Annotated in this window: 25 protein-coding genes and 1 pseudogene; 18 read left to right on the top strand and 8 right to left on the bottom strand. The window is 70.6% G+C overall.

The genetic code is table 11. The features are described from left to right. Window positions 1-110: 110 nt before the first annotated feature. The 6 genes from JL475_RS06990 to JL475_RS06965 all read left to right on the top strand — a co-directional run bounded on the left by JL475_RS06990 (window position 111) and on the right by JL475_RS06965 (window position 6,702). Window positions 111-2,435 carry a DUF4132 domain-containing protein gene (locus JL475_RS06990; protein WP_202276471.1) on the top strand — a complete coding sequence of 775 codons (2,325 nt, stop codon included), beginning with the start codon at window positions 111-113 and terminating at the stop codon, window positions 2,433-2,435. Next, on the top strand, window positions 2,435-2,827 hold the full coding sequence (locus JL475_RS06985) for a hypothetical protein (protein WP_202276470.1): 393 nt from the start codon (window positions 2,435-2,437) through the stop codon (window positions 2,825-2,827). The genes JL475_RS06990 and JL475_RS06985 overlap by 1 nt, the downstream gene beginning before the upstream one ends. 297 nt (window positions 2,828-3,124) lie before the next feature. After that, the gene (locus JL475_RS06980; protein ID WP_307824990.1) at window positions 3,125-5,245 is read left to right on the top strand and encodes a carbon starvation CstA family protein; all 2,121 of its coding nucleotides are present in this window, start codon (window positions 3,125-3,127) and stop codon (window positions 5,243-5,245) included. Then, window positions 5,242-5,481 (top strand): YbdD/YjiX family protein, encoded by a 240-nt coding sequence (locus JL475_RS06975; RefSeq protein ID WP_202276463.1) that lies wholly within the window; start codon window positions 5,242-5,244, stop codon window positions 5,479-5,481. Before JL475_RS06980 ends, JL475_RS06975 begins: the two co-directional genes overlap by 4 nt. 685 nt (window positions 5,482-6,166) lie before the next feature. Beyond that, window positions 6,167-6,451 carry a type II toxin-antitoxin system Phd/YefM family antitoxin gene (locus JL475_RS06970; RefSeq protein ID WP_202276462.1) on the top strand — a complete coding sequence of 95 codons (285 nt, stop codon included), beginning with the start codon at window positions 6,167-6,169 and terminating at the stop codon, window positions 6,449-6,451. Then, complete coding sequence (locus JL475_RS06965) at window positions 6,448-6,702, top strand: Txe/YoeB family addiction module toxin (protein ID WP_099931086.1); 255 nt, start codon at window positions 6,448-6,450, stop codon at window positions 6,700-6,702. The genes JL475_RS06970 and JL475_RS06965 overlap by 4 nt, the downstream gene beginning before the upstream one ends. A 138-nt stretch (window positions 6,703-6,840) precedes the next feature. On the opposite strand, the pseudogene JL475_RS41680 reads toward JL475_RS06965, so the two are convergent. From JL475_RS41680 to JL475_RS06940, 5 genes and pseudogenes are all read right to left on the bottom strand, one after another. Then, window positions 6,841-7,935: pseudogene (locus tag JL475_RS41680) on the bottom strand (DUF6000 family protein); the annotation flags it as partial. After that, window positions 7,932-8,318 carry a CPCC family cysteine-rich protein gene (locus JL475_RS06955; RefSeq protein ID WP_202276461.1) on the bottom strand — a complete coding sequence of 129 codons (387 nt, stop codon included), beginning with the start codon at window positions 8,316-8,318 and terminating at the stop codon, window positions 7,932-7,934. The pseudogene JL475_RS41680 and the gene JL475_RS06955, both read right to left, overlap by 4 nt. A 71-nt stretch (window positions 8,319-8,389) precedes the next feature. Continuing rightward, complete coding sequence (locus JL475_RS06950; RefSeq protein ID WP_202276460.1) at window positions 8,390-8,782, bottom strand: DNA-binding protein; 393 nt, start codon at window positions 8,780-8,782, stop codon at window positions 8,390-8,392. After that, window positions 8,782-9,033, bottom strand: a complete 252-nt coding sequence (locus JL475_RS06945) for a hypothetical protein (RefSeq protein WP_202276459.1) — start codon at window positions 9,031-9,033, stop codon at window positions 8,782-8,784. The genes JL475_RS06950 and JL475_RS06945 overlap by 1 nt, the downstream gene beginning before the upstream one ends. A 323-nt stretch (window positions 9,034-9,356) precedes the next feature. Next, window positions 9,357-10,052 carry a GvpL/GvpF family gas vesicle protein gene (locus JL475_RS06940; RefSeq protein ID WP_307824989.1) on the bottom strand — a complete coding sequence of 232 codons (696 nt, stop codon included), beginning with the start codon at window positions 10,050-10,052 and terminating at the stop codon, window positions 9,357-9,359. A 344-nt stretch (window positions 10,053-10,396) separates the two neighbouring features. Here JL475_RS06940 and JL475_RS06935 point away from each other — a divergent pair, with 344 nt between their 5' ends. From JL475_RS06935 to JL475_RS41440, 3 genes are all read left to right on the top strand, one after another. Then, entirely contained in the window at window positions 10,397-12,577 is a 2,181-nt protein-coding gene (locus JL475_RS06935) for a DEAD/DEAH box helicase (protein WP_202276457.1), read from the top strand. A gap of 136 nt (window positions 12,578-12,713) precedes the next feature. Then, the gene (locus JL475_RS06930; protein WP_202276456.1) at window positions 12,714-13,904 is read left to right on the top strand and encodes a hypothetical protein; all 1,191 of its coding nucleotides are present in this window, start codon (window positions 12,714-12,716) and stop codon (window positions 13,902-13,904) included. Window positions 13,905-14,018: 114 nt separating this feature from the next. Further along, on the top strand, window positions 14,019-14,828 hold the full coding sequence (locus JL475_RS41440; RefSeq protein WP_202276455.1) for a LysR family transcriptional regulator: 810 nt from the start codon (window positions 14,019-14,021) through the stop codon (window positions 14,826-14,828). On the opposite strand, the gene JL475_RS06920 is transcribed toward JL475_RS41440, so the two are convergent. Both JL475_RS06920 and JL475_RS06915 read right to left on the bottom strand, forming a co-directional pair. Continuing rightward, window positions 14,720-15,376, bottom strand: coding sequence for an MFS transporter (locus JL475_RS06920; protein ID WP_202276453.1), 657 nt, complete (start codon window positions 15,374-15,376; stop codon window positions 14,720-14,722). The two genes, JL475_RS41440 and JL475_RS06920, sit on opposite strands and share 109 nt — an antisense overlap. Beyond that, a complete protein-coding gene (locus JL475_RS06915; RefSeq protein ID WP_202276451.1) occupies window positions 15,373-15,921 on the bottom strand; it encodes an isochorismatase family cysteine hydrolase in 549 nt (182 codons plus the stop codon). Before JL475_RS06915 ends, JL475_RS06920 begins: the two co-directional genes overlap by 4 nt. A 402-nt stretch (window positions 15,922-16,323) precedes the next feature. Between JL475_RS06915 and JL475_RS06910 the strand changes: the two genes are divergently transcribed. Further along, entirely contained in the window at window positions 16,324-17,454 is a 1,131-nt protein-coding gene (locus tag JL475_RS06910) for an FUSC family protein (protein WP_307824988.1), read from the top strand. A gap of 66 nt (window positions 17,455-17,520) precedes the next feature. Here the strand turns inward: JL475_RS06910 and JL475_RS06905 are convergent, their stop codons facing one another. Next, on the bottom strand, window positions 17,521-17,847 hold the full coding sequence (locus tag JL475_RS06905) for a plasmid stabilization protein (protein WP_202276449.1): 327 nt from the start codon (window positions 17,845-17,847) through the stop codon (window positions 17,521-17,523). Window positions 17,848-18,071: 224 nt separating this feature from the next. Here JL475_RS06905 and JL475_RS06900 point away from each other — a divergent pair, with 224 nt between their 5' ends. From JL475_RS06900 to JL475_RS06865, 8 genes are all read left to right on the top strand, one after another. Beyond that, window positions 18,072-19,052: an SDR family oxidoreductase gene (locus JL475_RS06900; RefSeq protein WP_202276437.1), complete on the top strand. Its 981-nt coding sequence runs from the start codon at window positions 18,072-18,074 to the stop codon at window positions 19,050-19,052. An 81-nt stretch (window positions 19,053-19,133) separates the two neighbouring features. Continuing rightward, entirely contained in the window at window positions 19,134-20,024 is an 891-nt protein-coding gene (locus JL475_RS06895; protein WP_202276436.1) for an SDR family oxidoreductase, read from the top strand. A gap of 522 nt (window positions 20,025-20,546) precedes the next feature. Next, a complete protein-coding gene (locus JL475_RS06890) occupies window positions 20,547-22,127 on the top strand; it encodes a S8 family peptidase (RefSeq protein ID WP_202276435.1) in 1,581 nt (526 codons plus the stop codon). A gap of 289 nt (window positions 22,128-22,416) precedes the next feature. Further along, a complete protein-coding gene (locus JL475_RS06885; RefSeq protein WP_202276434.1) occupies window positions 22,417-23,682 on the top strand; it encodes a DUF4190 domain-containing protein in 1,266 nt (421 codons plus the stop codon). A 147-nt stretch (window positions 23,683-23,829) separates the two neighbouring features. Then, complete coding sequence (locus JL475_RS06880; protein WP_202276433.1) at window positions 23,830-24,582, top strand: GntR family transcriptional regulator; 753 nt, start codon at window positions 23,830-23,832, stop codon at window positions 24,580-24,582. 408 nt (window positions 24,583-24,990) lie between these two features. Next, window positions 24,991-25,179 carry an SPOR domain-containing protein gene (locus JL475_RS06875; RefSeq protein ID WP_202276432.1) on the top strand — a complete coding sequence of 63 codons (189 nt, stop codon included), beginning with the start codon at window positions 24,991-24,993 and terminating at the stop codon, window positions 25,177-25,179. Window positions 25,180-25,244: 65 nt separating this feature from the next. Continuing rightward, the gene (locus tag JL475_RS06870; protein ID WP_202276431.1) at window positions 25,245-25,658 is read left to right on the top strand and encodes an NUDIX domain-containing protein; all 414 of its coding nucleotides are present in this window, start codon (window positions 25,245-25,247) and stop codon (window positions 25,656-25,658) included. A 297-nt stretch (window positions 25,659-25,955) separates the two neighbouring features. After that, complete coding sequence (locus JL475_RS06865) at window positions 25,956-26,363, top strand: ATP-binding protein (RefSeq protein ID WP_202276668.1); 408 nt, start codon at window positions 25,956-25,958, stop codon at window positions 26,361-26,363. Window positions 26,364-26,529: the final 166 nt, after the last annotated feature.

Genomic DNA, 26,529 nt, shown 5'->3' with positions numbered 1-26,529 from the left:
GATCGGATTGTCAGTCCGGCCTGCCATGATCGCGTCATGCCGTTTCCACCCGACCCCCGCACCGCGACCGCCGGCGTGACGCCCCTGTGCCCGGTACGGAGGAGCGTCTGATGGACTTCGCCACTCAGCTGCTGCACGTGATGACCGATCCGGACTGCGCATGCGACATCAGGTACCGCGATGTGCCGCGGATCTCCGACCAGGAGCTCGGCGCTCTGCTCCCGGCGGCCTACACCGTGAGCCTCTCCGCCGGCCACTCGGCCAGGGTGATCGGCTCCGCCGTCAGGGGCGAGGGCCGGGAGCGGCAGCCGCGCTACACGACCGAGGCGTGCCGCCGGATGTTCGAGGCGCTCGTCGCGCAGCTGAAGGAGCGCCTGGGGGCGGACCTCGCGTTCGGAGCGTCCGCCGTGGTGCGCTGCACGGGCCCCTTGCCCGACCTCGCCGACCTCGCCCGCACACTGGTCGACTTCGGTGTGCAGAAAGGTGACATGCGCCAGCCGTACGCACTGCTCGCGGTGGCGGGGCTCGCCGGTGACAAGGTGCTGCGCCGTGCCGCGGAGCGCCTCTGCCGGGACCAGGGCCCCATCGCCGTGGACGAGATCGTGGTGCTCGCCGGCCTCGACGTCGACCCGGTCGACCGGGCGCTGCTGGCCGAGACCGAGCGCGCCGGTTCGTTCAACGCGCCGCCGCCGCTCCCGGACCTGTGGCGGCGGATCGCCGGCATACCGGCCTACGCCGCGTTCGCCCACCGTGCCCTCACGGCGGCGGTGGACCGCGCCGACGCGATCCACGCGGGCGAGATCCCGTACCGGGCGGACAAGGCCTTCACGGCCCGGGAGGTCGTCGTGCTCGGGCACGCCGCGCGGGTGGCGCTGCTGCGTGACGAGCCGTGGCTGCCGGAGCTGCTCGACCGGTTGCTGCCCCGGATCGCCCTCGCCCCGACGGCTGCCAGGACCCTGCCGTCGCAGGCGCTGCTGTACGAACTGGTTCGCGCCGGGCAGGACTTCCCCACTCCGGAACTGGTGACCGCGATCCGTACCGTGCGTACGGCCGTACGGCACGCCGGAGTGCCCAAGCAGCTCGACAAGATGCTCAAGAAACTCGAGGCGGCCCTGGCCGAACGGGCCGAAGTGGCGCTGCGGCTCCCGATGTCGGGGTTCGAAGCCGACGGTGTGCTGCGCAGGGAGGCGGGCGACTGCACTGCGGTCGTCACGGTCGCCGAGACCGCCGAACTGACCTGGCACAAGGACGGCCGCCCGCTGCGCGGTGTCCCGGCCGCCGTACGCCGCGACCACGGCGGCCTGGTGAAGGAGCTGCGGGACCTGGTCAAGCGAGTGGCCGTCCAACTCTCCACTCTTGCACGTGCGTTGGAGGGTGGTTTCACTGTCGAAGCCGTCCACCCGTACGGGTGGTGGCGCACCGAGCTGGCCGGGCATCCGCTCGCGCGGTCCGTCGTACGGCGACTGATCTGGGAGATCGAGGTCGCCCCCGGTGAATGGCGAGCTGTGCTCCCCGAGGCCGGGGATCTCCCCGTCGCGCCCGACGACGCCTCGGTACGGCTCTGGCACCCGGTCCGTTCCGAGCCCGACGCCGTGCGGGTCTGGCGGGACCTGCTCATCGAGCGGCGGATCCGGCAGCCGTTCAAGCAGGCGTTCCGCGAGATCTACCTCCTCACCCCGGCCGAGGAGGAGACCCGTGTCTACTCCAACCGCTTCGCCGCGCACCTCGTCCACTACCGCAGGATGTTCGCCCTGTTCAGGTCTCGTGGGTGGTCGAGCGACCTGCTGGGCCCCTGGGACGGCGGCAGCGAGGACGAGGCCGTGCGGACCCTGGCGGCGGGGCAGTGGCAGGTCCGCTTCTTCCACTCCCTGGCGGACGGAACGCACGACCACGAGTTGGCCGCGACCGATCAGGTGCGCTTCTCCCGCCGCACGGACGGCGCATGGCGGGAGGCGCCGCTCGCCGACGTGCCGGCGATGGTGTTCAGCGAGGCGATGCGCGACGTGGACCTTTTCGTGGGCGTGACCTCGATCGCGGCCGATCCCGACTGGAGCGACCGGGGCCCCGAGCGCGCCTATTGGGAGCAGGCCTCTTTCGCCGAGCTGACGGAAAGCGCCGAGGCGCGCCGCGACGCCCTGGAGCGGATCCTGTCGCGCCTGAAGATCGCCGACCGGTGCTCACTCGACGGCCGCTTCCTCGTCGTCCGCGGAGACCTGCGTACGTACCGGATCCATATCGGTTCGTCCAACATCCTCATGGAACCGGACGACGCCTATCTGTGCATCGTTCCGTCACGCCCCAAGGGAGGCGGCACGGTGTTCCTGCCGTTCGAGGACGACCGCCTCTCGCTGATCCTCAGCAAGGCGTTCCTTCTCGCCGCCGACACCGCGATCACCGACGAGTCCATCCGCAGGCAGATCGAGCGAGGCGCCTGATGGCCACCGTGACGTTCCGGGACGAGACCGCGGCGGGCAGGCCGGTCACCGAGTGGCAGGTCGCCGGACTGCCGGAACGGATGACCGTACGGGAGCTGATCAGGCTCCGGGTCCGCGAGGAGGTCGCCCGGCACAACGCCCGCCCGACCGATCGCTTCGACGGACTCGTCCGCCCCGACGACGCCGAGACGGAACTGAACGGCTACCGCCTCCGCGAGCCCCGCCGCATCGACTGGGAGCGCCAGGCGGAGATCGCCGAGCACGCCTTCCTGGTCAACGGGTTCTTCGTGCTGGCCGGTGACCGCCAGGTGGAGAGCCTCGACGAGACCGTGGACCTCACGGCCGACCCGGGCCTGGTCTTCGTCAAGCTCGTAGCCCTCGCCGGCGGCTGATGCCGGGCCGTTCGTCTCCGCCTGGGCGGACGGACAGCGGTCCGGTACGCGCCGGAGAAAGATGTGAGATACAAGTACATTATTGACGTCGCAACTACTCGCGCTTAAGTTCTCCGTTGCGGAATGCATCATTCCGCGATGGTGGGCGGCGATACGGCTGGGTGTCGCGTCCGATGCCGACAGTCGTGCCGTTCGGCAGGCCGCGTGTTGTCCGACCGACGTCGGCTCCACCCGTGGCCGGACGCTGCCCTGACACCAACCCGCCGACCGGCTACGAGAGAAGCAGGGAACGTAACAGTGCGCAGATTCAACCCCGCCCAAGTGGCGATCTGGGCGGCCGTCGCCGCGCTCGGCGCAACGGGCTGGTCCGTGCTCGCGCTCTCCCGTGGTGAGAAGGTTTCCGCGATCTGGATCGTGGCCGCCGCGATCGGCTCGTACCTGATCGCCCAGCGCTTCTACGCGCGGTTCATCGCGCGCAAGGTCCTCAAGGTCGACGACCGGCGCGCCACCCCCGCCGAGCGGTTCAACGACGGCGTCGACTATCACCCGACGGACAAGCGCGTCCTCTTCGGCCACCACTTCGCGGCCATCGCGGGCGCCGGCCCCCTGGTCGGTCCCGTGCTCGCCGCGCAGATGGGCTATCTTCCCGGCACCATCTGGATCATCGTCGGTGTGATCTTCGCGGGCGCGGTCCAGGACATGGTGGTCCTGTTCTTCTCGATGCGCCGCAACGGCAAGTCGCTCGGGCAGATGGCCCGCGACGAGATCGGTCGCGTCGGTGGCATCGCGGCCCTGATCTCGGTCTTCGCCATCATGATCATCATTCTGGCCGTGCTCGCGATGATCGTGGTCAACGCACTCGCCGAGTCCGCGTGGGGCACCTTCTCGATCGCGATGACCATTCCGATCGCCCTGTTCATGGGCTGCTACCTGCGCTATCTGCGGCCGGGCAGGGTCACCGAGGTCAGCGTGATCGGGTTCGTCCTGCTGATCGCGGCGATCCTCGGCGGCAACTGGGTCTCGGAGTCCTCGTTCGCCGACGTCTTCGTCCTGTCGCCCACCGCGCTGGCGTTCTGCCTGGTGGCCTACGGCTTCGTGGCTTCCGTCCTGCCCGTGTGGCTGCTGCTCGCACCGCGGGACTACCTCTCCACCTTCATGAAGGTCGGAGTGATCGTGCTGCTCGCGCTCGGTGTCCTGTTCGCGATGCCGGAGCTCGCGGTCGACCCTGTCTCCAGCTTCGCCCGCGAGGGCAACGGGCCGGTCTTCGCCGGCGGGCTCTTCCCCTTCGCCTTCATCACCATCGCGTGTGGCGCCCTCTCCGGCTTCCACGCGCTGATCTCCTCGGGCACCACCCCGAAGATGATCGAGAAGGAGTCGCACGTCCCCCTCATCGGCTACGGCTCGATGCTGATGGAGTCCTTCGTCGCGATCATGGCTCTGGTGGCCGCGTGCATTCTCGACCCGGGCCTGTACTACGCGATGAACGCCCCGGCGGGAGTCCTCGGCGACACCTTGCAGTCCGCGTCCGACGCGGTCGCCGGCTTCGGCTTCCACATCACCCCCGAGTACCTGCAGCAGATGGCGGACTCGGTCGGTGAGGAGTCGCTCGTCTCCCGTACCGGCGGCGCGCCGACGCTCGCGGTCGGTATCGCGGTGATCCTCGCGGATGCTTTCGGCAGCACCGGCATGATGTCGTTCTGGTACCACTTCGCGATCATGTTCGAGGCGCTGTTCATCCTCACCGCGGTGGACGCCGGCACCCGCGTGGGCCGCTTCATGCTCCAGGACACGCTCGGCAACGTCGCACCGCGGTTCCGGGACAAGGACTGGCGGCCCGGCATCTGGATCACGTCGGCCGTGGTCGTCCTCGCCTGGGGTTATTTCCTCTGGGTCGGTGTCACCGATCCGCTCGGCGGCATCAACCAGCTCTTCCCGCTCTTCGGCACCGCCAACCAGCTGCTCGCCTCCATCGCCCTGGCCATCTCCACCACCCTGCTGATCAAGTCGGGTCGCCTCAAGTGGGCCTGGGTGACCGGGGTTCCGCTGGCCTGGGCGCTCGCGATCACCATGACCGCCTCCTGGCAGAAGGTGTTCTCCGACGACCCGGCGATCGGCTTCTTCGCGCAGCGCGCCAAGTACCAGGACGCGCTCGACCAGGGCACCGTCCTGGCCCCGGCCAAGTCCCTGGACGACATGGCGACCGTCGTCACCAACTCGACGGTCACCGGCACGCTGTCGGTGGTGTTCGCGGTCCTGACCATCGTCGTGGTGCTCGCCTGCGCCCGGACCGCCGTCAAGGCGATCCGCAACGGCGGATCACTGCCGCTCGCGGAGTCCGAGTACGTGGAGTCCCGGATTCCGGGCCGGCCCGAAGCGGAGACCGCCGACGCCGTGCGCACCCCGGCGGGCTCCCGGTGACCGCCCCCGGCGCCGTCGCGTCCGCCACGGCACGGGGCGGTGCCCTCGCGCGCGCCCGCCGCGGTGCGGCGTGGCTCCGCTGGTACCTGGGTGAACTCAACGGCGAGCACGCATACGACCGTTACGTCGAGCGGGCCCGGGCGTCCGGCCAGCGGGTCCTGAGCCGCCGGGAGTTCGAGCACGACCGGACCGACCGCCGGGACAGCGACCCGCGTGAGGGCGGACGCTGCTGCTGACGGAACGGCGCCGTTCGCGGAGCCGGGGTGTGGAATGCCGGGCCGCGTTCAGTCCGCGTGGGGTGACCAGTGGCGGGCGGAAAGGGGATCGTCATCCTTGCCGTCCGTCGTCTACGAGGCCGTGTGAGCGCAGTTCGACCCGCAGCTCGGGTACATACTGCGTCCTTTCCCTCGCATGCGAGCCCGGCGTAACGAAGTCAAGTACCGGTCTTCGGAAGCTCCAGCCGTGACGCCGGAGGAGGTCGAGGCCGACTCGACGGAGGTTGAGGCGCTCATCGAGCTCGCGGAGAAGGTGATTCCGAACATGCCGGGCCATGGAGGCTGCCCCACCTCTGTGGGGTGCCCGGCGGTCCGCAGACAGTCCGCAGGGCACTCGTAGAAGTTCGTCGAAGGCCACCGCAACCAAACGGTGAAATGCCTGGTCAGGGGCTCGATTGCGGCTCCGCCGCAGGTCAGGGTCGGACGGCGGACATTCCGCTTCAACGTGTGATTGATTGCCCACTGTCAGCTAAGGGCTTCGTCGAGCCCGTAGGTGGCAAGGGGCCGGTCTCTTCGGGGCCGGCCCCTTGTTGTTACCCGTGCCGGGGCGGTGCTGGGATGTCTGCTCCTTCGCCGGGCGTCTGCTCTGGCCATGAGCAGTGAGAGTGGTACGTTATTCGGTACCACTGCCGGAAAGGGTGAGGTCATGTCCATAACTGCGAGCGAAGCCCGCAAGGCTCTCTTTCCGCTGATCAAGAAGGTCAACGACAACCACGAGGCCATCGAGATCGTTTCCAAGCACGGCAATGCCGTGCTCGTCTCGGCCGAGGACTATGCGGCGTTGCGTGAGGGCTCGTACCTGCTGCGCTCGCCGGCGAACGCCCGCCGGTTGCTCAAGGCGTACGAGAACGCCCTGGCCGACATCAATGTGGCAGAGCGCGAGCTGATCGACCCCGACTCGCCGGATGCGGCCGGTGAGGGTGCTGAGTGAGGCTCGTCTTCGAAGATCAGGGCTGGGAGGACTACACGTCCTGGCTCAAGAACGACCGCAAGATGCTCGCTCGGATCAACAAGCTCATCGAGGACGTCAAACGCGACCCCTTCACCGGAATCGGTAAGCCCGAGCCGCTCAAGTACCACTTGCCAGGTGCTTGGTCGCGGCGGATCGACGACGAGCATCGCCTGGTCTATCTGGTCACGGACAAGGGGATCGTGATCCTCGCGGCCCGCTATCACTACTGAGTTCTCGGTCGGAGTCGGCATGAACGACCCTCGGCGCGTCTCGCAGCGCTCCTCGACGTCATGGACGCGTCCACCCGTGCGGAGGTCGGTGCGGGGGAGGTAGTGGTCGAGGTAGGCAGTGAGGATCTCGGCGTCGGCGTGGGTGCCGAGGCGGGCCAGGGCGAAACAGCAGGCACTGCCGGAGTGGCAGACCTCGCTGGCGAGGAGGAGGTCGCCGAGGTGCTCGCGGAAGCTCGCCCGCCGGCCGACACCGATCAGCCAGGCGGCGGTGAGGCGCGAGCGTCACTCGTAGCTGAGGAGGGCTTCCAGTTCGGCGTCGGTGATCGTGGCGGCGTCCTCGATCACGTGGCGGGCGAAGCGTTCGGCGTGCGGCCACCCCGGCCGCAGGACGCGCGCGCTGTTCAGTTCGAGGTAGCGCGGGTGGTCCGAGTCCTTCCTCGTCACGTAGCGCTCGATCGCGTAGCCGTAGCCGGTCTCCTCGGGGTGCTGGGACGGCATGGGCCACCTCTCCGGGTACAGGTCGGTACGGTCGATCCAGGTGGGGGCGACGAAGACGTTGTCGCCGGCGGGGGCTTCGGAGGCTTCCAGCAGGGACCAGGTGCGGGACTCTTCGACCAGGTGCTCCCAGGGCGCGGTCCAGTCGAGTTCCCAGTCCAGGGCGGTGCCGGAGATGCCGTACGTGCGGCCGGCGTCCACCCGCCAGAACTGGGAGTGGAGGATCACCTGGGCGTGGTCGGCCAGGTCGTTGACGATCTCGGCGAAGTGGGCCGAGGGCCGGCCAGGAGCGCCGTCCGCGGTGCTGGCTCGTAGGCGCGCGGTGAGCGGCGGGACGACCGGGGTGCGGGCGCCGAGTTCCGTCAAGGCCCAGCGGATGCCGCTGGGCTCGGTCCGGTCGGGCGGGGTCGCGCGTTGCAGGCATGCGTGGTGGGCGCGGCGCAGGGGCTCGACGGCGCCGTCGATCTCCAGGCTCGCCAGGGCCATGGCCGCCCATTCCCGGACGGTCGGGTCGTCGCTGTCCAGCAGTCTGATGAGGGCAGGGCCGCAACGGGGATCGCCCACTTCCTCAAAGACCTCGATGGCGGTCAGCTGCCCGAAGCCGCCGAGGGAGGGGAGCCCGTCGACGATGGCGGGGATGGCGTCGGAGCCGAGCCGGATCAGCTCCGCGCGGGCGTCGTAGGATTCGCCGGCTTCTCCGTCGAGCTGCTGGACGAGTCTCTTGATGTGGGCGGTCATGACACCGGCTGGTCGCGGCGCCAGAAGGTGGGCAGCCGCCGGCAGAGGCCGGAGGGGTCCGACGGCCACGGGGCCCAGTCCTCCGTTCCCCGGACCTCGAAGGAATCCCGCGCGAGGTCGATCGGGCGCCAGGCCTGATCGAGCGGTTCGTCCGCTGCCGGGGGTCGGACGAACCGTCGGCCGTGCTGGTCGCAGGCACCGAAGTCCTGGTGATTGTGCTGGGCCTCGATGAGGGAGACCTTGTCCGCCCCGTCATCCATGGTGGGCCCCCGGAACTGGATGGCGTCGTCCTCCCAGAAGCAGACGGGACAGATGGCGTACGAGCCGGGCATCTCGTCCAGGACGAGATGCCCGCAGCAAGGGCAGGGGTAGTGGCGGCTCACCTGCGCAGTCTCATTGACCTGCTGTCCCCGGTGCCATGTATTTCCAGGTCAGTGCGACTGTGGCTGGTGTTTCAGACCTTGATGACCTCTGCGGAAGGGCCACACAGGAGCGTCAGGTCCTCGGGGTCGGAAGTGAGGACGGTGACTGGCTGGGGCGCGTTGCGGGCGAGGACGGCGAAGGCGGCATCGATGGCGTACTTGTGGCCGTGGAGATGATGAGTGCGCAGAAGGGCGGCGGCTTCGTCGGTGACCTCTCTGGTGACGTCATGAACGTCGACGCGGGAGAGGACCCACTTGATGCGGGCCGGGTGGATCCGCTCGTAATCGGCCTCAAGAGTGGTCATGGCGCTGGTGGCTACGCGGACGCCTTCCTCTGATGCTGCCTGGACCAGAGCTACGACGGTGCGGTCCTTGCGGTAGAGCTTGGAGAGCCCTTCGCTGTCGAGCAGCAGGGTGCCGGGCATCAGGCGGCGGCCCCGCCGACCTGTCGGTGGTCATGGCGCAGCAGCGCGCGGGCGGCCTCGACCTCCTCGCGGGTGAGCTCGTCGTTGTCGGTCTCGAAGTCGGTGACGATCTCCCGAAGCTTGTCCATGGCGACCCGTTGTTCCAGGGCTTCGGCGACGTAGGCGGAGAAGCCGCCGGGCCCGACGTGGGCGCGTACGGCCTCGGCAAGGTCCTCGGGCAGACTGATGGAGTACTTTCTGCTACTGCTCATGGTGTCGATCCTACCGGCGGTCGTAACTCTGTGGGTGTGAATGGTCAGGGCAGCACGGGGGAGGCGGCTCGGCGCTCGCCCCCTTGCGGGAGGCTGCCCGGTCCGCGGACAGTCCGCGGTACGGCCGTAAACGCTCATCGGGGGCAACGCGGCCAAACGGTGAAATCCCAGGTCGGCGGCCTGGAGGGAAGCTCCGCCGCAGGTCAGGATCGGGACCTGGGTATTCCGCTTCAACGTGTGAGTGGACGCAGCATCGCCACGATGGTGCCTGGCGGGAACGAAGGACGCCAAGTACTGGCGATGATCAGTTCGTTCACGGCCGCTCAAGGGGCCATTTCTGCCGCCCGGGTGTGGTGGCCGGCGTCGATGAAGGAGTACGGGGGCCAGGGGCCCAGGAAGCGGATGCGGACGGCGGGCCGGCGGGCCCGCAGTTCGGCCAGCACGGTGCCGACGGTGTCGATGTCCTCCTGCCCGACGAGCAGGGCGGCGCACAGGACGTCCGTCTCGCCCGCGACGCGATGGGTGGGGCCGCGGTCGCGGTAGTCCTCGGCGACGGACAGCAGACGGTGCCTGGTTTCGGCGTGCAGGGCGTCGGCGAGTTGTCCGGCCGCGTCACGGGCCCGGTGCTCCCGCTGCTTGGCCAACAGCCTGCGCATGCCGGGCGACAGGTCGTCCGGCCGGTCCTCGGGTGCGTCCTCTCCCGCTTCGTCCGTGGTGACGGCCGTACGGTCCACGGTGATGCCGACCCGCAGTTCGCACCGGCCGGCCAGTTGCTCCAACCGGCCCGCGATGTCCGCCGCCTGCTCGGTGATCCACTCGGTCGGACGCCGTTCGGCGTTCCGCCCGGCCGCGGGCCGCCCCTCGGGCGGCGGTTCCTCGGCGACCAGGACGTTGAAGGTCATCGGCAGGACGCTGCCGGTGCGTTCCCACACGGTGTTCACCGCCCGGCTCTGCTCCTCCACCCAGCGGCGCACCTGTCCGTCGCTGCCCTGGAGGGGGGTCGGCGGAGCGTCGTGCACCGGTGCCGCTGTCCAGCAGGGTTTCCACCACGTGAGCGAGGCTGCCGTCGCCCTCCCGCCGGGGCCGCATCGGGGGCAGGCCCGCACCCGGAACCCCACCCCGGGACGGGTCACGCCACGAGACCGTGGACGGGAACCTGCTGTCGCTCGGGGTGGTCCTCTCGGGATGGTTGCTCATTCCGCGCGTTTGTCCGCTCTCCTGTCACTTGCACACCCGGTGCACACCCCGGGCCCGGGCCGAGAACGCGTGGGGTCGGGACGATCCGCAGCGCACCGCGGACGTCCGACGGGGCCCGGCGGGGGCGGTGGGAGGATGCGGGGAGGGCGAGGGAAGGGCGGGAAGCGTGGGGCGGGGCGAGCGGGACACGGTCGCGAGGGGAGCGCGACTGTACGAGGCGGCGCAGGCGGTGGTCGGTGACCACGGCGGGGCCGTCGAGGCGGTGCGGGCGGCACTGGAGCCGATCCACGACGCGGCGGTGCGGCGGGAACTCGACGCCGTCCCCGTCGCCCGGCTGCAGGACGTCACCGAAGGGCGGCTCCGGCTGGGCGGCGTCGAGAAGAGCGGACTGCGCACGGTGGGCAGCGTGCTCGAAGCGGGCCCCTACCGGTTGCGGCAGATTCCCGGTGTCGGGCAGCGCACCGTCGACCGGATGCTCGCCGCCGCCCGCCGGCTTTCCGAGGCCGCGCACGAGACCGTGGCCGTCCACATCGACGTGGACCGGCCGGAACCGGGCACCACCGCGCTCGTCAGGGCCCTGCACGTACTGGTGGAGGCCGGCCCGGACGCCCGGCGCGCCGTCGACAGGGCCACCGCGCTGTCGGAGCGGCTCGGTCCGTTGCTGGCCGATGCCAGGCCCGCCGCCGGGCGTCTTCGGATGCTCATGGCGGGCCGGGAGAAGAGGGCTCGCGCGCTGGCCGCGGTCACCGGGATCCGGGCGCTGGTGGACGAGGAGGAGCAGGCGGGCCTGCCCGGACTGCTCGCCCAGGCTTCGGTGGACCTGCTGCGGGGGCCCTCGTCCGACGTCGCGGCCTGGGTGGACTTCGAGCTCCGCTCGGCCGAGTACTACAGCCTGCTCGCCGAGATCTCCGGACGGCTGCCCGACGCGGCCGCCACCGAGGGGTTCCTGCCCGACGAGATCGCCGAGCGGGTGCGGACCCAGCATCTCGACGACTCCCACCGGCGGGTCTCCCTGCGCGGTTACCAGGCGTTCGGCGCGCGGTTCGCCCTCACGCAGCGCAAGGTGATACTCGGCGACGAGATGGGGCTCGGCAAGACCGTCCAGGCGATCGCCGTGCTGGCGCATCTGGCCGCCGAGGGACAGAGCCACTTCATGGTCGTCTGCCCGGCGAGCGTCCTCGTGAACTGGACCCGGGAGATCGAGACCCGCAGCGCACTGCGCGCCATGGTGCTCCACGGCCCCGACCGGCACGACGCGTTCGCCGACTGGAAGGGGCGGGGCGGGGTCGGGGTGACCACGTTCGACGCGCTGCGGGGGTTTCCCATGCCGGGAGGCGGAGAGGTCGGACTGATCGTGGTCGACGAGGCGCACTGTGTGAAGAATCCGAAGGCCAAGCGGTCCCAGGCGGTCGCCCTGTGGGCGGAGCACTGCGAGCGCGTCCTCTTCATGACCGGAACCCCGATGGAGAACAGGGTCGCGGAGTTCCGCAACCTGGTCCGGATGCTCGACCACGGTGTCGCGGAATCCCTGGGCGAGGGGGACGCGCCGGCCGGATCGGTCGCCTTCCGCAAGGCCGTCGCCCCGGTCTACCTGCGACGCAACCAGGAGGACGTGCTGACGGAACTGCCGAGTCTCCAGCAGACCGACGAGTGGGAGGAGCTGAGCGCTTCGGACGAGGAGGCATACCGTGAGGCCGTGCGCGCCGGAAACTTCATGGCGATGCGCAGGGCCGCGTACGCGCGCCCCGGGAAGTCGGCCAAGCTGGGCCGACTCCGGGAGATCGTCCAGGAGGCCGGTGAGAACGGGCAGAAGACGGTGGTCTTCTCCCACTTCAAGGACGTCCTGGGCGTGGTGAAGGAGGCACTCGACGCAGGGCCCGCTGACGGCACCGCGGTCTTCGGTCCGCTCACCGGAGGCGTCCCGGCCGGACGACGGCAGCAGATCGTCGACGACTTCGCCGGTGTCCCGGGCCCCGCGGTGCTCCTGGCGCAGATCCAGGCGGCGGGCGTCGGCCTCAACATGCAGGCCGCATCGGTCGTCATCATCTGCGAACCCCAGATCAAGCCGACCCTCGAGCACCAGGCGGTGGCCCGGGCCCACCGCATGGGCCAGGTCAGGCCGGTCTGCGTGCACCGCCTCCTCGCCACCGGGGGAGTGGACGAACGCATGGTGAGGATGCTGGAGGACAAGACCCGCCTGTTCGACGCCTACGCACGCCGCAGCGCCGTGGCCGAAGCCACCCCGGACGCGGTCGACGTCTCGGACACCGAGTTGGCGCGCCGGATCGTCGAGGAGGAGCAGGCACGCCTGGGCATGACCGGCGGGAGGCCCACGGCACCCGAGTGAGCGACAGAAAAGCGGCAGCTCACCGGGCCCGGTCGCCGACGGGCCGTCCACTGCCCGAGACCGTCGTTGATCAAGTCCATCGCCCGAGGGGACACTGGGCCGCGTCGAATGGGTGCGGGGTGCCGGAGGTGGGTCGGTGAGGACGGCGGGGGCGGGCCCGGTGTTCCGGTGGGTACTGCTTCTGGGGCTGCTGCTGGTGGGGGCCGGGGCCTGCGTGCATGAGACGGCGACCGAGATCGAGCTGGTCGAGCTGACGGTACTGGAGGAGCAGTCCGACGGCCGGTGCGTGGTCGAGTGGAACGATCCCTGGGCCGGCCCGCGGGAGGGTGAGTACCTCTGCGATCTCGGGCGCGATCCGTCGCTGTTCGGCCCTCCGGTCCGAGGGGACGGCCCCGAAGGGTGGGACACGGGCTGGATCGAGATGGAGGGCCCGGACCGTGGGGACCTCACCTCGGTCGAGACGTGGAACGACCGGATGGACCTCTCCTACGAGTTGTTCCTGCTCGCTCTGCTGTCGGTGTCGGTGGGCCTGGTGGGCGGAGGTGCCCGCCTGGTGCTGCGGTTGCGGGGGAGGGGCCGCGGGCCGGTCGGGGTGGGCTCGATGCTGCCCTGGCACACGGTGGGGAAGCAGGCGGGGGGTGCGGTCCTCCTGATCGTCGCGCTCTTCCTGGGGCTTCTCGGCCAAGACCTGTTCACCGGTATTCCGGAGGACGTCGCCCGCCACCGGGCCTACCGGGCCGCCGTTCCCTGCTCGCCGGCCACGCCCTACGAGAAGGGGGAGGAGTGCCTGCGTGCGGTGGACTTCCGGGTGGTGGACGTGGTGACGGTGACGCATGCGAAGGGTTCGGACGATCACGAGCTGACCCTGGCCGGCTCCGGCCGCTGGGACGGCACGGTCCGGATGCGAGGCGAGGAACCGCTCTTCCACCGCCTGGAGCGGGGGGACCGGGTCACCGGAACCGTCTGGCGCGGCGAGGTGGTGGCCGTCGCCCGGGGCGACGTGCGGCAGGTGACGCAGAACGAACCGCTGTACCAGCCTCAGCTGATCGCCGCCACCAGCGTCTACCTGGGCTACCTGGCGGCCCTGGGGGCGCTGGCCGGCTTCGCCCACCTGCTCCGTCCGCGGCGTTACGGCAGCGCTCTGTGGGGCTGGTTCGTTCTTCCGCTGGTGGTGACCGGGGCGGGGGTCGCCCTGGCGGCCTGGGCGATCGGGGCCGCGGGCGACCGGCCGGTGTCCCCCCTGGCCCTGGGCACGGCCGTGGTGCTGCTGGTGCAGGCAGGGCCGGTCGCGGCGCTGTCCCACCGGGCGAGGCGTGCGTGGGGGTGAGGAACGGGGCGGCGAGCGGCCCGCGGTCGCGTCGGTCCGCGGCAGGTCACAAGGGCTCCGGGAGGAAGTAGGGTCCGTCTCATCCAGTTCGCTCGTGACCGGGACGGGGCATTCGTGGACCTTGAGGCCCTTCACTCCTTCCTCGCGGTGGCCAGGCACCGGAGCATCTCCAAGGCCGCCGCCGCCCTCTACGTCACCCAGCCGACCATGAGCCAGCGGCTGCGCAGGCTGGAGGAGAGCCTCGGTTTCGCGCTGTTCGAACGCGGCTGGACCGGCGTGGTGCTCACCCCCCAGGGGTCCTACTTCCTGCCCTACGCGGCCCAGCTCATCCAGGACCTGTCGAACGCCTCGGCGGTCCTCGGCGACAAGGACCCGGCCAAGCCGCGGAGCTTCGCCGAAGTGGCCGGCCATCCGCACCGGGTCATGTTCGGCGTGGACAACTGGCTGTCCGAGCGCTCCGTACGGGCCGTGGTCAGCAGCGCGCTCGGTGACTACGGAGCCGGCGAGTTCCGGGTCACCAGCCGGCCCGCCACCACCCTCATCGACCTGTTGGAACTCAACCAGCTCGACGCCGGGCTCTTCTACTCCACGGAGCCCGACCACCCGTTCGGCACCGAGGTCATCGGCACCGAGGACATGGCGCTGGTCCATCCGCCGGGGACCGTCCTGGAGGAGATCAGCGCCCTGGCCCTGAAGGACCTCCTCTCCCGTCACCGGTTCGTCCTGTTCGACAACCCCGTGCTGACCCACCACGCGCGGATCACCACCACGCTGATCGAGACGTACGAGATCTCCCGGTTCCACGCGGTGGACGACTACCGGACCATGTACGCGCTCATCCGGTCCTGGGGAGAGACGGGGGCGACGGCGGACTCGAAGGCCGGCAGCTGGTGCGGCTCGCGGATGGTCCGGAAGACGAAGTAGGCCAGCACCAGGCCGGGCAGCAGCATGATGGCGAAGACCCAGTGCCAGCTCGGCAGGATCCTCAGCAACTGGGTGGCGATGATGGGCCCCAGGCCGACCCCGAACAGGGCGAAGGTGCTCTGCTGGATGTCCATGTTCAACCCGCGCCGCTCGGGTCGCGACGCCTCCGCCGTGGCGGCCACCGCGGTCGGGGAGAACGCCTCCTCGGTGACGCCCATGACGACCCGCACCAGGAGCAGGCTGACGAGCCCGCCGACCATGCCGGTCAGCAGCGAGCAGACCGAGAAGAACACGATCGAACCGACCAGGACCCCGCGCCGTCCCAGCCGGTCGGAGAGACCGCCCATGAGGAGGGAGGAACAACCCCAGGCCAGACCGAGGACACCGATGATGTTGCCCAGGTCCTGGTAGTCGAGCCCGAGTTCCTTCATCATCGAGGGGAAGAGCGGGCTGATGATCCAGCGGTCCAGGCCGACGAGACCGAATCCCAGGGACAGCAGCAGAACAGCCGAGCGCTCATAGCGGACGTCGTACTCTTTTGTCGTCATGCCGCTCTTCCTTCTCTGCTTTCGCTTTCACGGATTTCCGCGACCAGTTCTCCGCTCTTGAGGACCCGGCCGAAGAACGTGCCCATGGTGTCCTCCGTCGCCTTCTGTGCCGCGTCGCTGCGCGCTCCGGTGGCGTCGGAGACGAAAGCCACCTTGAAGTCGCGCATGTACGCGCCGCGCGCGGTGGAATCGCAGCAGACCTCGGTGAGGGTGCCGATGATGATCACCGTGTCCACCTGGCGCAGGCCCGAAATGCCGGCCAGTACGCTTTCCAGCCGCGTGTTGTGGAAGGCGTCGTAGCGGTGCTTCTGAACGACGACGTCCTCGGGCTCCGGTGCGAGGGCGTCGACGACCTGCGCGCCGAACGTGCCGCCGCGCATGCCCGCGGTCAGCAGCGCCGGGTTGTAGGTGGATTCCAGCGGCGACACGTCGAACGTGTCGAGCAGAATGTGCCGGGTGTAGATCACCGGAATTCCGGCCTCTCGGCACCCGGTAATGACCTTCTGCATCTCCGGTATCCGCCGGCGTGCCATCGGCACCTCCATCGGATACCCTCCAGAACGAAATCGTTCTGCATGTCGATCACGAGCAGTGCCGTATTCTTCGGCTGTACGCGCCACATCGCGTTCAACGGATGGACTCCTCTTGCGCGGCGAAATGCGGAAGGCCTGGATCCCGGCCCGGATGATTGAGGCACGAGCCTAGCCGCGAAGAGTGTTTCCTCGGATATAGGAATTCTTTATACCGTCCAGGCCGGCCGGGTGCGCGTGTCCCGGGCTGCGCCGGGGTACTCGCGCCGATGCGAAGGGGTGGAGCGGGGGTTGTCGCCGACGCGCAGGCCGCACCGACTGGGCGGCCGGGAGAGGCCGGACGCGGAACAGGAGGAAGATCGGTTGGCGGCGTGGCTTCGAACGGTGGCTCGCCGGCTGGGGTGGGAGCTTGCCGCGGTGGGCCGTAGCGCCCGCTCCGCACTGAGGCACCCGGGCCCCGAACGGGACACCATGGTGCAGTCGCTCAAGGCCGCCGGCGCGGCGATCGCCGCCTGGGCGCTGACCGGATGGTGGCTCGAGGCGCCGATGGCCCTGCTGGCACCCTGGACCGCCATCGTGCTGGTGGCGAGCACCGTCTACCGGTCGGTGCACTCGGGGGTGCAGCAGTTCGCCGTCATCGTGGTGGGCACGCTGTGGGCTTCGGCGGCACTGGCCGTCACCGGAGATTCCACCCTGGGCGCGATGGCGCTCACCCTGCCGCCCCTGGTGCTGATCGGCAACCATCGCCGACTGGGCAGCCAGGGCATCTACGGCGCCACCACGGCCCTGTTCGTCATCACCTACGGCGCGTCCACAGCGGGAGACGTCGGCCACCGGCTGCTCGAGACGCTGATCGGTGCCGTGGTCGGTGTCGCGGTCAACGCGTTCGTGCTGCCGCCGGTGCATCTGCGCAGTGCGCGGGAGAACCTTCACGCACTGGTCAGTCGCAGTGGGGAGCTACTGGCATCGGTGGCCGAGGGGCTCCGCGGGGAGGACGGGATCTCGGACGCCGGAGAGTGGTACGACCGCGCCTGGCGGCTGGGTGGGACGGTGCAGGCCCTGGCCGATGCCAGGCAGTGGACCGCGGAGAGCTACCGGTTCAACCCCGGGCGGCGGATGCGCCGCAACGGTCCCGCGCTGCCCCCGGCCGAAGCGGACATGGCCTGGGAGCGGATCAGCGGTCACCTCGTCGCCATCACCCGCACCCTCGAGGGCGCGGCCGGCAACGAGCCGCGCCTGGTGGCCCCCTCCTCCGCGTACCTGGCCCGCTGTGCCGAAGTGCTGGGGCGGGCGGCGACCGTGTGTCGCGTGGACGCGGAAATCCTGGAGAAGGTCGGACGGCCCCCCTCCGCAGCGCAGCAGGACCGGCGGGACGCCGCGCTGGAAGAAGCGCTGGCCGCCCACGACGCACTGGCCACGGACATCCAGCGGGAGGAAGGGGCGGCGGTCGCCACGGGCGGCGAACTCGTCGTCGAGACGCACCAGCTTCTCCGCGAGCTGGCGAACGCGGCTGAACGCCATCGCCGCGCGCCCGCACCGGGGCGGTAGGGGCGGGCGCGCGGCGCCGGCGTTCAGCCGCGGGGCGGCCCTGCCGGTCCGTTCCGGCGTGGGCGGTCAGCGCCCGACGGCCTTGCGCAGTTGTTGCTTGTTCATGGACGAACGGCCTTCGATGTTCTTCTTCTTCGCCTCTTCGTAGAGCTGATCCTTCGTGGGGCCCTGCGCACCCCTGTGGGAACGCTCTCCGCCACGCTGCGAGGCGGACTTCGGGTCCTGTGTGGAGGTCTTGCTCGAGGTCTCGGCCTCACCCGAACGCGCACGCTCCTTGTCCACCGTGCGTGCGGCGATCTCCTCCGCACGCTCCTTCGACCTGCCGCGCTCCTCGGCGCTCTCCTTGATGTGCTCGTACTGCCGCTCTCGTTTGGCGCTCGATCCGGACGGCATGACGCGTCTCCTCTGTCTCGCGTGTCTCACACGGATGTCACAGGCACTGGCGCTCTGCGGGTACCCGCAACCAGCGGCACGCCACACCGCGCTGCCGCACCGCGCTGCTCCACCGCGCCGTGCCGCAGGCGTTAACCGCGCACGACAGGGGCACTCGTCCGCGAGGCACCCCGGTCCGCAACGCCAGGAAGCCGCGCGGGCCGCGCACGTACAAGGAGGCCGTGATGTCACCTCTGACCGCTTCCCCGTCCATCCGGGGACTGTCAGCCGTGGTCACCGGCGGCTCGCGGGGGCTGGGGCTGCTCCTCGCGGACGAGCTGGCGGCTCAGCACTGCGCCGTGACGATGGTCGCCCGGGACGGCGAAGAGCTGACCCGGGCGGCGGACCTGCTCCGGCGGCGCCGCGGGGCACGCATCCGTACAGCGGTGTGCGATGTGCGGAACCGTGCGGCCGTGCGGGACGTGCTCGGCGAAACCGCCCGGGAATGCGGAGGCGTCGACCTGGTGATCGCCAACGCGGGGATCATCCAGGTGGCGCCCGTGGAGGCCGTCGGCGCCGAGGAGTTCCGGTCCGCGATGGACACGATCTTCTACGGCGCGTTGCACACCTCGCTGGAGGCGCTGCCGTATCTGCGGAGGAGCCCGGCCGGCGGCCGGCTCGCGCTGATCGGTTCGGTCGGCGGGCTGCTCGCCGCCCCGCACCTGCTGCCGTACTCCTGCGCCAAGTCCGCCGTGGGAACGCTGGCGGAGGGGCTTCATGCCGAAGCCGCCCGCGACGGGGTCACCGTCACCGCCGTCCATCCGGGCCTCATGCGCACCGGTTCGCACCTGCACGCCGTCTTCGGGGGTGAGCAGGAGAAGGAATTCGCCTGGTTCTCGACGGTGGCGGGCATGCCGTTGGTGTCCATGGACGCCGGCCGTGCGGCGAAGGCCATCGTCCGCGGCATCCAGCGGCGGCGTACGCGCCTCGTGCTCACGCCCGCCGCCCGCGCGGCCGGCCTCGCGCACGGTGTGGCACCGGCGCTCACCACCCGGGCCACCTCCCTGGCCGCCCGCATGCTGCCGTCTGCCGGAGACGGCCATCGAGGGCTTCGGAGGGGCGCCGAGGTCGGACCCCCGTCCCATCCGGTGGCGCGCAAGGTCCGTGCGTGGGGCAGCGCGCTCAACGACCGCGCGTCGAGGGCGTACAACCAGCGTTCCGTGTGACGGCCGGGTGCGAGGCGGACAGAGCGCGGCACGGACAGAGGGCGGCGCGTACAGAGGCGACGTGAACAGGAAGGCGACACGATGACGGACGGAAACGACGCACCGCAGGACCCCACCAGCCTGCACCCGCAGCCGGACTTCCCCTCGCAGGACCAGCCGCACCCGGGGTGGACCGGCCCGATGGACCCGCCGCCCGACCACGGCGAGGATTCCTACCGCGGCAGCGGGCTGCTGAAGGACCGGAAGACCGTGATCACCGGAGGCGACTCCGGTATCGGCCGAGCGGTCGCCCTCGCGTTCGCCCGGGAGGGCGCCGACGTCCTGTTCACCCATCTGCCGGAGGAGGAGGACGAGGCGCGCGAGACGACGCGGCTCGTGGAGGAGGCGGGCCGGCGCGCCGTGGCCGTCGCCTGTGACATCCGCGAGGAGTCCCGGTGCCGGTCGCTGGTCGACGGGGCCGTGGCGGAATTCGGGCGCATCGACGTCCTCGTCAACAACGCCGCCTACCAGATGGCTCAGCCGAAGGGCATCGGCAGCATCTCCACCGAGCAGTTCGACCGGGTCGTGCGCACGAACCTCTACGGCATGTTCTGGCTGTGCAAGTTCTCCCTGCCGCACATCCCGGCGGGCGGCTCGATCATCAACTCCGCGTCCGTCCAGGCCTACAAGCCCACCCCCCATCTCCTCGACTACGCGATGACGAAGGGGGCGATCGTCACGTTCACGCAGGGCCTGGCCCAGATGCTCACGTCCGACGGGATCCGGGTGAACGCCGTGGCGCCCGGGCCCGTGTGGACCCCGCTGATCCCCGCGACGCTGGAGGACACCGCCGAGTTCGGCAAGCAGAGCCCTCTCGGCCGCCCCGCCCAGCCGGCGGAGATGGCGCCGGCCTATGTCTATCTGGCCTCGGCGCAGGCCAGTTTCATCACCGCGGAGATCCTCAACGCGACGGGTGGTACGCCCCTGCCCTGACCCCATGACGGGGTCGCCACGGCCGGCCACCGGCGGGAGCGGCGCGCCGGCCGTCCCGCGGGTGGGCAGGCCCGTACGACGAAACCGCTGTCCGTCCGCCGGCCCGCGCTGACGTCGCCGCCCGGGGCGTCGACCCTTTCGGATCCGTTCGCGGGGCCTGGCGGGGCCCCGCGGTCATCTCGTTTTCACTGAGCCGCACTTCGACCGAAGTGCGGCTTTCGCGTGTTCGCTCGAGGGTGTTCGGCGGGGCCTCCCGCGTGGCGTGGCGCGCCGCCGGGGGAGGCCCCGCCGAAGACCCGGCGGGAATATGACGCGTGCATGGCAGCTCTGTTTCGTTCGTGCAGGGCCCTTGTGCGATTCCTGTGGAACCCTCAATCTTTCATCTGGCGCACGGAGTTGACCGGTCACTGAGAGTTGTCATGGGCAGGTCATTAATGGGCCCGCTGTGCCACCTCCGCAGCACGTGCGCCGCCCGCACCGCCCCCCACAGCAACGCACCACCGACTGAGGAGGAACCCTCACATGGCAGTGATGCGTCATCCCCGGCGAAGAATGGCCACCCTCGGCGTCGCGACCAGCGCGGCGCTCGTGGCGGGGCTCGTCGCCGCGTTCCCCGCCGGCGCGGCCCCCGCCGCTGCCGAAGGCCGCATCCAGTACGAGGGTGCGGCGAACGCCGTCGCCGACAGCTTCATCGTGACCCTGAAGGCGGACGAGGCGAAGGCCGGCTCCGCCAAGGGCCGTGCCCTGGCGGAGAAGTACGGCGCCGAGATCGAGCGGACCTACACCAAGGCCCTCAACGGCTACGAGGTCGAGGCGTCCGAGGCCGAGGCGAAACGTCTCGCCGCCGACCCGGCCGTCGCCTCGGTGATCCAGAACCGCACCTTCCACATCACCGCCACCCAGCCCAGCCCGCCCTCCTGGGGCCTGGACCGCATCGACCAGCGGAACCTGCCGCTGAACAACTCGTACACCTACCCGGACTCGGCCGGGGAGGGCGTGACCGCCTACGTCATCGACACCGGCGTCCGCATCACGCACAACGACTTCGGCGGCCGTGCCTCCTACGGCTATGACGCCATCGACAACGACAACACCGCCCAGGACGGCCACGGCCACGGCACCCATGTCGCGGGCACCGTCGCCGGCAACGCCTACGGCGTGGCCAAGAAGGCGAAGGTCGTCGGCGTCCGGGTGCTGAACAACTCCGGCTCCGGCACCACCGCCCAGGTCGTCGCCGGCATCGACTGGGTCGCCCGGAACGCGGTCAAGCCCGCCGTCGCCAACATGTCCCTCGGCGGCGGCGCCGACAGCGCCCTCGACACGGCCGTACGCAACGCGGTCGCCTCCGGCGTCACCTTCGTCGTCGCGGCAGGCAACGAGTCCACCAACGCCTCCACCAAGTCCCCGGCCCGCGTCGCCGAGGCGATCACCGTCGGCGCCACCACCTCCAGCGACGCCCGCGCCAGCTACTCCAACTACGGTTCGATCCTCGACCTGTTCGCCCCGGGCTCCTCCATCACCTCCGCCTGGAACAGCGGCGACACCGCCACCAGCACCATCTCCGGTACGTCCATGGCGAGCCCGCACGTCGCCGGAGCGGCCGCCCTCCACCTGGCCGCCAACCCCTCGGCCACCCCCGCCCAGGTCTCCTCCGCGCTGACGGCCGCCGCCACCACCGGCGTCGTCGGCAACCCGGGCAGCGGTTCCCCCAACCTCCTGCTGAACGTGGGAGAGGGCGGCACCACCCCGCCGCCCACCGGTGACCGCTTCGAGAGCACCCAGGGCGTCGCCATCCCCGACCGGTCCACCGTCGAGTCCCCGATCACCGTCTCGGGCGTCTCCGGCAACGCACCCTCCGACCTGGCCGTCGAGGTGGACATCACCCACACCTACATCGGTGACCTCCGGGTCCAGCTGATCGCCCCCGACGGCACGGCGTACACGCTGAAGTCGTACGGCACCGGCGGCAGCACGGACAACATCAAGACCACGTACACGGTCAACGCCTCCTCGGAGACCGCGAACGGCACGTGGAAGCTGCGGGTGAGCGACAACGCCTGGTTCGACTCGGGCCGGCTCAACGGCTGGGCCCTGCAGTTCTGACACAGGACCTGACTCCGCGTCAATGCTGTTCCTGTGCCTCGTCCCCGTGGTCGGGCTCCGGGTCGGTGACCCGGCCGCCCGCCGCGGGGGCGGGGCGTGTGGCATGCCGTGAGGTCCTGAGAGGCCCCGAGGGGTACGCGGTCCCGCGGACTCGGCCCGGCCCGAACCGGGACGCCCCGACGGTCCCCGCGTACAGCCCGCTTACGATGCGCGCGGAGCCGTATGTCGGCTCGCGTCCAGCGTATGCACCTCTCCGCGTCAGCACGGCAGAACCAGGAGCACGGCACCCGTGTCCATACCCCCGCCCCCCGGGCCCCGTCAGCCCGAGGGCTTCCAGGGCCCGCACGCCCAGGGGCAGTACCCCCAGAGCCCGTACGCCGCTCCGCAGCCGCAAGGGGCCCATCCACCACCGCAGTTCCCCTACGGGCCTCAAGGCCCCCACGGCCCCCACGGCCCTTATCCACCGTACGGCCCCTACGGGTTCCAGCCCCCGGCCGGCGCCGTCAACGGGGTCGCCATCGCCGCCCTCGTGTGCGGCCTGCTGTGCTTCCTGCCGGCCGTCGGGCTCGTACTGGGGCTGATCGCGCTGTGGCAGATCCGGCGGCGCTCGGAGCGCGGCCGGGGCATGGCGATCGCCGGGTCCGTGCTGTCCTCCGTCGGGCTGGCGCTGTGGGTGCTGTCGCTCTCCACCAACGCCGCGGCCGACTTCTGGGAGGGCTTCAAGGAGGGGGCGCGCGGCAACACGATCCTCCTCCTGGAGGAGGGCGACTGCTTCGACTCGCCCGACGGCCTGGTGGGCTGGACGATCGAGGCCGACCAGGTGCCCTGCTCGCAGGAGCACGACGGGGAGGTCTTCGCCCTCGTCACCCTGCCCGACGGCGCCTTCCCGGGCGACGACAGCCTCGTCGAAACCGCCGACGACCGGTGCTACGCCCTCCAGGACGGTTACGCCATGGACGCCTGGGCCCTGCCGTCCGACGTGGACGTGTACCACATCACGCCGTCCCGGGAGAGCTGGGACTACGGCGACCGCGTGATCACCTGTGTGTTCGGCAACCGGGACGCGGACGCCACCCTCACCGGGTCGCTGCGCCGGGACGAGAGCACGCTCGACGCGGACCAGGTGGCCTATCTGAAGGCCACGCACGTCCTCAACGCGGCGCTGGACCAGATCCCCGTGGAGGAGGCCGAGGAGGACCTGCCCGGCAACCAGAAGTGGGCAGGGCAGATGTCCGAGGCGCTCGCCGAGCAGAGCGGGATGCTGCGGGAGCACGAGTGGCCCGCCGACGCCGAGCGGCCGGTGACGAAACTCGCCGGTGAGCTCGAGAAGGCCGAGGCCGCATGGGCGAAGGCCGCCGAGGCCGACGGCCTGGACGCCTTCTACGAGCACTCCGCTCAGGGGTGGGAGCTCATCGATTCCCGCAAGACGGTCACCGCGCGCAAGGCTCTGGGCCTGGCCACCACCCCGCCGACGTTCGGCGAGGACGAGAGTGAGAGCGAGGACGGGACCGGAAGCGGGGACGGCGGGGCCGATGACGGCAGTATCGAGGTGTGAGGGCTCCTGCGACGGGGAGAAAGTGCCTGGGTAAAGACCATGGCAAGGACCCTTCATCACTTCGAGTGATTCTCTGGCCTTCACTTGCCCGGTACAACCTACGGTTGCCACCCTGTCGCTATCTGTACAACCTGACGGGAGCGGCCAGTGACATTCGGTGAGCAGCCGGCATATCTGCGTGTCGCGGGTGATCTCCGTAAGAAGATCGTCGACGGTCGGCTGCCACCGCACACCCGTCTCCCGTCCCAGGCGAGGATCCGCGAGGAGTACGGCGTCTCCGACACGGTCGCGCTGGAGGCGCGCAAGGTGCTCATGGCGGAGGGCCTGGTCGAGGGCCGCTCCGGCTCGGGGACCTACGTCCGGGAGCGGCCCGTCCCCCGGCGCATCGCCCGTTCGGGGTTTCGTCCGGAGCGCGGCGCCACCCCGTTCCGGCAGGAGCAGGCGGACGGGAGCGTGCAGGGCACCTGGGAGTCGAGCAGTGCGCAGGCCGATGCCTGCGGGGCCATCGCCGAGCGGCTCGAGATCGAGCCGGGCGACCGGGTGATGCGCACCCGGTACCTCTTCCGGGAGGCAGGCGAGCCGATGATGCTCTCCACCTCCTGGGAGCCGCTCGCCCTGACCGGCCGGACGCCCGTGATGCTGCCCGAGGAGGGACCGCTCGGCGGCATGGGCGTGGTCGAGCGCATGCGCGCCATCGACGTGATCGTGGACAACGTCACCGAGGAGGTCGGCGCCCGCCCCGGCCTCGCCGAGGAGCTGGCGTCGCTGGGCGGCGTCCCCGGTCACGTCGTCCTGGTCGTCCGGCGCACGTACTACGCCTCGGGCCGCCCGGTCGAGACGGCCGACGTGGTGATCCCCGCCGACCGCTACCGGGTCGCGTACCACCTTCCGGTGAAGTAGCCGCCCCGCCCCGTCCCGGAGCATCGCGGGCGGACGGCCCCTGGGGATCGCTCCGGGGCCTCGCCCGGCCCGAAGTGCTCCGTCTGCGCCCCATCCGCGCTCCGTTCCTGCGTCCGGGCGGGGCGGGGGCGGCGGCATGCCCGGTCGGGCGACGTAGAAATCTGGCCGTTCTCGCAGGTGGCCCCGAGCGGGGGTGCCGGGGCGGCATGCGGCTGACCGGATACGTCGGGCTTGCGTACGGCGCGTTCGCCCCCGTGCGCCCCCTGGGTACTGGCTGGTTGCGTACCTCTTTGTGCAAACCCATGTTCGCTGCGTAAAGGTAAGGCGTAGGCTCGGGCATATGCGGATTGGGGTTTCCTTACCGGGCTGGGCGCGGCGCAGGTCGCGGGCGGGAAGTGGAGGGGCGCGATGAGCGACGGCACGGCCACGCTTCCCTGGCTCGTGGTGCGGCAGGACGACAACGGCAACCGGTACCGCGTGGGCCGGTACGCGACCCGGGCCGAGGCGCAGAAGATCGCGGACAGCCTCGACGGCCGCGGGCACAAGCAGCTGTACTGGGTCGAGCGCATCGGGCAGAACGCGACGGCCGCCGACTGACGTCACGCGTCCCGGTAGGGTCCCGTTCGACTGCGGTTCGGACGAGCGGAAACGGGACGGGTTCGGTGCTGATCGACACGGTGGCCTGGGTGCGGATCGAGAAGGGCCGCATCCTGTGCGCGCGCCCGCGCGGAAAGGACGTCTTCTACATCCCCGGCGGCAAGCGCGAGGGGGCGGAGAGCGACGTCGAGACGCTGCTGCGGGAGATCAGGGAAGAGCTTGCGGTCGCACTCGACCCGGACACGGCCGTCCACGTGGGCACGTACGAGGCGGCGATCCCCGGGACCCTCGGAACCGCCGGCCTTCCCAAGGGCGCGGTCGTCCGGATGGCCTGCTACACCGCCGAGGGCGAGGGTGAGCCGGAGCCGAGCAGCGAGATCGAGGAGATGGCCTGGTTCTCGTACGCCGACCGGGAACTGGTGCCGCCCGTGGACCAGTTGCTCTTCGACGATCTGGCCGCCACCGGCGAACTCGCCTAGCCCGCCCGCCCGACCTCGTACCCGCCCGAGGGCCCTGCCGCTTGATGCGCGGTGGGGCCCTTCGAGGTCCCGGGACCGGGAGGAGTCGCCGGACTCGCCTTCCCCGAGGCGGGTACCCGTCCGTTCGCCTCGCACCTCATGGGCGACGCCGAACGCGGAGCCCGCGGTGCGTTCGAGGTGACGGACCTGTGACCGATGTCCGTATGCGCGATACCCGGGCAGGGATGCCGGGTATGTATCTCTTGACCCCATGAAGCCTGATATGGGGAGCCTGTTGTCAGCCCCGGAGTGACGGAAGTGGTCCGCGTGATCGACACCGACGACGACCGGGTCACGTGGACCTTCCCCGCGGAGCCGGGTGCCGTGGGCGCCGCGCGCTCCACGGTCCGTGCGCAGTTGCACGGCTGGGGTCTCGACGGCGTCGGTGACCTGGCGGCCCTGCTGGTCAGCGAGCTGGTCACCAACGCCCTGCGGCACGCCACCGGTCCCATCGGGGTCTGCCTGTCGCGTTCCTCCGGCCCGGACGGCGTGCTGCGGGTCGAGGTCTCCGACCCGCTGCCGGACCTCCCGCACGAGCGCGTCGCCCGGCCCGAGGACGAGGGCGGGCGCGGGCTGCAGCTCGTCGCCCGCACCGCCCGCCGCTGGGGCACCCGGCCGGGCGAGGTGGGCAAGACGGTGTGGTTCGAACTCACGGTGCCCGAGTGAGGCGTTCGCGTCCGGCTGAAACGAGGCGCTGTGCCGCGCCTCGGCCGTGTACGCACGGGCCACTCCTGTCGAGCGGCCGGTTCCGGCCCCTGATGGTTGTCGAAGAAGGGGGTTCGATGACGTGTCCGCTGGTTAGAAGACTGGGAGTGTTCTCACAGTTAGGACC

Origin of the sequence: Streptomyces sp. M2CJ-2 (assembly GCF_016757295.1) — a bacterium.
Classification (GTDB): domain Bacteria; phylum Actinomycetota; class Actinomycetes; order Streptomycetales; family Streptomycetaceae; genus Streptomyces.
The sequence above is the reverse complement of the archived record's forward strand: the minus strand, read 5'-3'. Positions and strand labels throughout refer to the sequence as shown.